Genomic DNA, 5,762 nt, shown 5'->3' with positions numbered 1-5,762 from the left:
CTGGCGGCCCGCACGATGCAGCCGGCGCGTCGCCTGCACCTTCTTCAGCTCGCCCTCGAGCTTGGAGATGCGCTCCTGGATCAGGCGGCGGTCGGCCTCGATCTGCGTCTCGCCGGGACCGCCCATGAATCCGAAGCCGCCGCGCTGGCGTTCGAGATGGGTCCACGAGCGCACGAGGCGCGAGCGCTGGTAGTTGAGATGCGCAAGCTCGACCTGGAGTGAGCCTTCCCGCGTCTTGGCGCGGCGGCCGAAGATTTCCAGGATCAGTCCGGTGCGGTCGAGCACCTTGGCGTGCAATTCCTTCTCGAGATTGCGCTGCTGGATCGGCGCCAGCGCGCAATCCATCACGACGAGCTCGACGTCGAGGGTCTTGATCAGCCCCGCGATCTCCTCGACCTTGCCCTTGCCGATATACGTCGCGGGCCTGATCTGGTTGATCGGCGCGATGATGGCGTCGGCAATGACGAGGTCGATCGCGCGCGCAAGGCCCGCGGCTTCATCAAGCCGGGCCTCGGCGTCACGCAAGACATGAGTTTCCGATTGCGCGTCGGCACTGCCCGCGCGCACTCGCAAGTAGGGACCGATGACAAGCACCCGCCCCGTCTGCTTAGCCCCAGCCGACCGCGGACGGTCGGCATCCCCGTCGAAATTCCGGGGTTCCAATCAGATCACTCTCAAGCCGGCTGATCCTCGCCGCCTTCGAACAACTGAATCGGTGCGCCCGGCATGATGGTCGAGATCGCGTGCTTGTAGACAAGCTGCGAATGACCGTCGCGCCGAAGCAGCAAACAGAAATTGTCGAACCAGGTCACGATGCCCTGGAGCTTCACTCCGTTGACCAGAAAGATCGTCAGTGGCGTCTTGGTTTTGCGAACGTGATTAAGGAAGGTGTCCTGTAGGTTTTGTGCGCGGTCTGCCGCCATTGTTTTTTTCTCGCTTTGAGTTTCTTTTTATTGCGCCGGTTGCGGCCCTCTTGGTGATGTTCGAGGCCTCTCCCGGTTGCCGTTCCTCATGAGATCCCCCTCGGAAGGAACAGCTGTGCAATTAGAGGACAGGTGGACCTATTAGGCAAGCAGCTTCACGCGGCAAGGCACGCCGTATTGCCCCGAAAAACTACGGAAATCGATGATTTTTCTTACCCATCCCCGAGCTGTAACCGCAGCCCTGCGGCGCTAGATTCCTGTTTTAAAGCGTTTTCTTTACGCGAACCGGGAATCCACTTCGCTCGAAAACGCTCTAGCCGACACCGAGCGCCTTCAGCTTCCGGTGCAGTGCCGAACGTTCCATGCCAACGAACTCGGCCGTTCGAGAAATATTTCCTGAAAAACGGCTGATCTGTGCAATCAAATAGTCGCGCTCGAAGACTTCGCGCGCCTCACGCAGCGGCAGGCCCATGATGTGCTCGCCGTTGTTGCTGGTCGGCATCGCCGGCACCATGGAGCCGACGTCCTGCGGCAGCATGTCGGCCGTGATGATGACCTCCGGGCCACCCGCAGCCAGAATCATGACTCTCTCAACGTTGTTGCGGAGCTGGCGCACATTGCCCGGCCAGACATGCGATTGCAGCACCGCCATCGCATCCTGCCCGATCTGCCGCTTGGGCAGGCCGCTGCCGGCCGAAATCTGCTCCATGAAGTAGTCGATCAATTCCGGGATGTCCTCGCGCCGTTCCGACAGCGCGGGCACGCGGATCGGCACCACCGAGAGCCGATGATAGAGATCCTCGCGGAAATGGCCGGCCGCGATCTCCTCTTCGAGATTGCGCGCGGTCGATGAGATGATGCGGACGTCGACCTGCACCTTGGCGGTACCGCCGACGCGCTGGAACGACTGCTCCACCAGCACGCGCAAGATCTTGTTCTGGGTCTCGCGCGGCATGTCCGCGATCTCGTCGATGAACAGCGTGCCGCCATGGGCTTCCTCGAGCGCGCCGGGCTTGCGCGCGTGTTCGCCGTTGGACTGTTCCACGCCGAACAACTCGTGCTCCATGCGCTCGGGCGTGATCGCGGCGGCGTTGATGACGACGAAGGGACCGTCGGCACGGCCGGAGGCCGTGTGCAGCGTGCGTGCGGTCAATTCCTTGCCGGCGCCGGCGGGGCCGACGATCAGGATGCGGCTGTTGGCTTTGGCCGCACGCTCGATGGTCTGGCGCAGCTGGTTCATGCTGGGCGAACGGCCGACAAGCTGGCTGGCGCTCGGCGCCAGCTGCTTCAGCTCCTTGACCTCGCGCTTGAGCCGTGAGTTCTCCAGCGCTCTGGTCGCGACCAGGATCAGGCGATCGGCCTTGAACGGCTTCTCGATGAAGTCGTAGGCGCCGCGCTTGATCGCGGCGACCGCGGTCTCGATGTTGCCGTGGCCGGAGATCATCACCACCGGCAGGTCGGCATTGTCCTTCTTGACCTGCTCCAGCAGCTGCAAGCCGTCGAGCTTGGAGCCCTGCAGCCAGATGTCGAGGAACACCAGATGCGGCCTGCGGTTGGCGATCTCGGCGAGTGCCGTATCGCTGTCGCGCGCGGTCCGGGTGACGAAGCCCTCGTCCTCGAGAATGCCCGCAACGAGATCGCGAATATCGGCCTCATCATCGACAATCAGAATTTCACTAGCCATGGGTTCGCGCCTGTCTTGTCAGCTGCCTGTTTTGGCTTCGATTTTCGTTGAATCATTGGTCTTTTCAGCGGGCTCTTTGGTTTCGGCCGCCGGCTCTTTTGTTTCCTGCGCCTGATCCTTGACAGGAGCGCCGGCCTGCTCGGCTCCCTCGGACTTCGCAGGTTGCCCGGAGATCGCAAAGCGCATCCGCATCCAGGCGCCGCGCTGGCCCGCGCGAAAGTCGGAAGCATCCTTCAGCTCGATGCGCCCGCCATGGTCTTCCAGCACGCGCCCGACGATTGCAAGGCCGAGCCCGGTGCCTTTGGCGCGCGTGGTAACATACGGCTCGAGCAGACGCGAGCGCGCGACCTTGGGCAGGCCGATGCCGTTGTCGACCACGTCGATCAGCACGTCCTCGCCTTCGCGCGACACCACGACGTCGATACGGCCTTTTCCGAGTTCCTCCAGCGGGACCTGCTCGATCGCCTCGGTGGCGTTCTTGACGATGTTGGTGACCGCCTGGGAGATCAGCCGTCGGTCGAACTGGGCGCGCAGCGGATCCTGCTTGAACTCGGCCTCGATATCGATCTCGGGATGGGCGACCTTCATCAGGAACACCGCCTGCCGCACGGTGTCGGCGACGTCCTCGCCCTCCATCACCGGCTTCGGCATCCGCGCGAAGCGCGAGAACTCGTCGACCATGCGCCTGATGTCGTCGACCTGGCGCACGATGGTATCGGTGCACTGGTCGAAGATCTGCTTGTCCTTGGCCTCGGTGATGTCCTTGCCGAATTTGCGGCGAATGCGCTCAGCGGAGAGCTGGATCGGCGTCAGCGGGTTCTTGATCTCGTGGGCGATGCGGCGCGCCACGTCGCCCCAGGCCGAGGTGCGCTGCGCCGAGACCAGCTCGGTGATGTCGTCGAGCGTGATGATGTAGCTGTCGTGCGGCTGGTTCTTCTCAGCGCTGACGCGGACTGACAGATTGCGTTCCTGCCCGTCGCGGGTGATCGTGATCTGGCCCTGCACCAGACGCTGGGTCCCTTCCCGCGCCGTCTTCATCATCTCGTCGAGCTCGGGCAGCACGTCGGAGAGCGGATGGCCGAGCGTCTCGGATTCGGCGTGCCCGATCAGCTTCTCGGCGGAGCGGTTCAAAATGCCGACGCTGCCGGAGGCATCGACGCCGATGATGCCGGCGCTCGCCGAGGACAGCACGGCCTCGATGAAGCGGCGGCGGCTGTCGATGAGGTCACTGGCGTTGACGAGCTCGTCGCGCTGGCTGCGCAATTCCTGCGTCATCTTGTTGAAGGTCTCGCCGAGCTGGGCGAGATCGCCTTCCGACTGGTGCACCGGCACCTGGACATGGAGATCGCCGGTCGAGACCGTGTGGGCCGCATTCATCAGCCGCCGGATCGGCGAGACCAGCGAGTTGGCGAAGTTGAGACCGATCAGCACCGAGGCCATCAGGATGGTCAGCGCGATCACCGCGAACATCAGCGCGAAGGCGACCTGGATGCCGAGGCGGCGGGACTCGATCTGGGCGTATTCGGCGACGCTGACCTCGGTCTGCTTGAGCTGATTGACGACGTTGGGATCAAGCGGGCGGGCGACATAGAGGAAGGTGTCGTTGAAGGCGCGAAGGCGGATCACCGCGGCAACGTAGCTCGCGTCCGGCAGCACCGCGATCTCGGGTTCGTTCTCGTTGACGTTGCTGAGGAAGTCGGGCGCCGGCGGCGAATAAGCGAGCCGCATGCCGGTCTCGGCGGATTCCAGGATGTTGGTGTTCTTGTCGATGATCATCGCGCCGGGCAGATTGCGCGAGCCGGCGCTGGCGGTGAGCATCTCGCGGAACGAGCGGCGATCCTGGTCGTAGAGCGGCCGGGCGTGCGCGATGTCGTTGGCCATGCCGAGAATGTCGCCACGGATCAGCTGCGCATGGTCCTGCATGTAGGCCCGCGCGATCGTCAGCGAATTCTGGATCACCTCCTTGGTCGGGCCGGAGAATAACCGGTCGAGGCCGCGCTCGATGGTGACGTTGGCGACGACGGCGACCAGCACCGCCGGCAGCACCGCCACGATCGAGAACAGGCTGACGATCTGGACATGGAGGCGCGCCGCCGCCCTGCCCCGCCGCCGCGCCAGGATCAGCTGCCAGAGCTCGCGGACGATGATGCCGACCAGCAGCAGGATCGTAGCCGCATTGATCAGGTAGAACGAGCGGACGACTTCGGGCGTCGGCTCGATCTTGGTGAGGCCGGTCAGGACCAGGAAGGTCAGAAACGCCGAGCCCAGTGCCAGGGCCACGGCAATGGGCGCCAGCCAGCGTCGCACCGACCAACGCCGGGGCTCTTCCGCTGGGGCCGTGTCAAAGTGTGCGGCCGAGGTATCTGCGCTGGTCATTCCGGCAATGGTGGTGCTGAAAACGGGTCCGCGACGGGGCGGATACTGATGTATTCGTACCACAATGTTGCCGAATTGCGACAATTCCGCGGCGCCCGCGATGGGACGGAACGGCGCATCCACAGGGCAATGCCAAATCAGCCGGAACGGAATCCGGCTATACGGGCTTGACCCGGCATGGACAGGATCTTTCTCGCGATAATGGCTTCGGCTGTACTGCTGCTGATCGTGGCCTCCGACCTGCTGGTCAATGGCCCGGGTCTGCAGGAACGAGCTGACTTGGCCATGCTGCCAACATCAACTCGCCTGGTGAGATAGGCGCGGCAGTGCACCCCTCCGGGCAAATGACGAGATTGTCCCCTTTCAGCGGAACATTTTGGTCCGTGTCGGACTTCTGCTCACCGCGTCGGCCATAACGGCCAGCGCGATCCGGACAGGCTCAGCTCCGCTTTGGTAGGGGGAGCTGAGCCACCGCCGCGCAAACGCGTTCAGCGTCTGTCGCGAGCAGTCTAGCCCCCGCTGCGATAGACCTGGATATCGAGATCCCGGATCTTCTTGCGCAGCGTGTTGCGGTTGAGGCCGAGCAGGTCCGCGGCGCGGATCTGGTTACCGCGGGTGGCGGCGAGCGCGGCCGTGAGCAGCGGCACCTCGATCTCCTTGAGGATGCGGTGATAGAGGCCGGGCGGCGGCACGCCGTTCGGAAAGCCCTGGAAGTGCGAGGACAGATACGCCTCCACGGCGCCGCCGAGATTGTCGACGCCCTGCTGGACCGCGGCGCC

At 63.9% G+C, this 5,762-nt stretch carries 5 protein-coding genes; all 5 read right to left on the bottom strand.

All coding sequences use genetic code 11. From position 1 onward, the window contains the following. Positions 1–663, bottom strand: a 663-nt coding sequence (gene hflX, locus MOV75_RS25125) for a GTPase HflX (RefSeq protein WP_247006792.1), incomplete at its 3' end; no start/stop codon positions are given. An 11-nt stretch (positions 664–674) separates the two neighbouring features. Continuing rightward, a complete protein-coding gene (hfq, locus tag MOV75_RS25120) occupies positions 675–923 on the bottom strand; it encodes an RNA chaperone Hfq (RefSeq protein ID WP_007591126.1) in 249 nt (82 codons plus the stop codon). A 313-nt stretch (positions 924–1,236) separates the two neighbouring features. Further along, the gene (locus MOV75_RS25115) at positions 1,237–2,607 is read right to left on the bottom strand and encodes a sigma-54 dependent transcriptional regulator (protein ID WP_246923276.1); all 1,371 of its coding nucleotides are present in this window, start codon (positions 2,605–2,607) and stop codon (positions 1,237–1,239) included. An 18-nt stretch (positions 2,608–2,625) separates the two neighbouring features. After that, positions 2,626–4,983: a PAS domain-containing sensor histidine kinase gene (locus MOV75_RS25110; RefSeq protein WP_246923271.1), complete on the bottom strand. Its 2,358-nt coding sequence runs from the start codon at positions 4,981–4,983 to the stop codon at positions 2,626–2,628. A 509-nt stretch (positions 4,984–5,492) separates the two neighbouring features. Further along, the coding region (locus MOV75_RS25105) for a helix-turn-helix domain-containing protein (RefSeq protein ID WP_309486968.1) at positions 5,493–5,762 on the bottom strand (270 nt) is incomplete at its 5' end.

The sequence above is a fragment of the Bradyrhizobium sp. PRIMUS42 genome (assembly GCF_023006515.1).
Taxonomy (GTDB): Bacteria; Pseudomonadota; Alphaproteobacteria; order Rhizobiales; family Xanthobacteraceae; genus Bradyrhizobium.
This window is presented reverse-complemented; position numbering and strand designations above follow the sequence as displayed.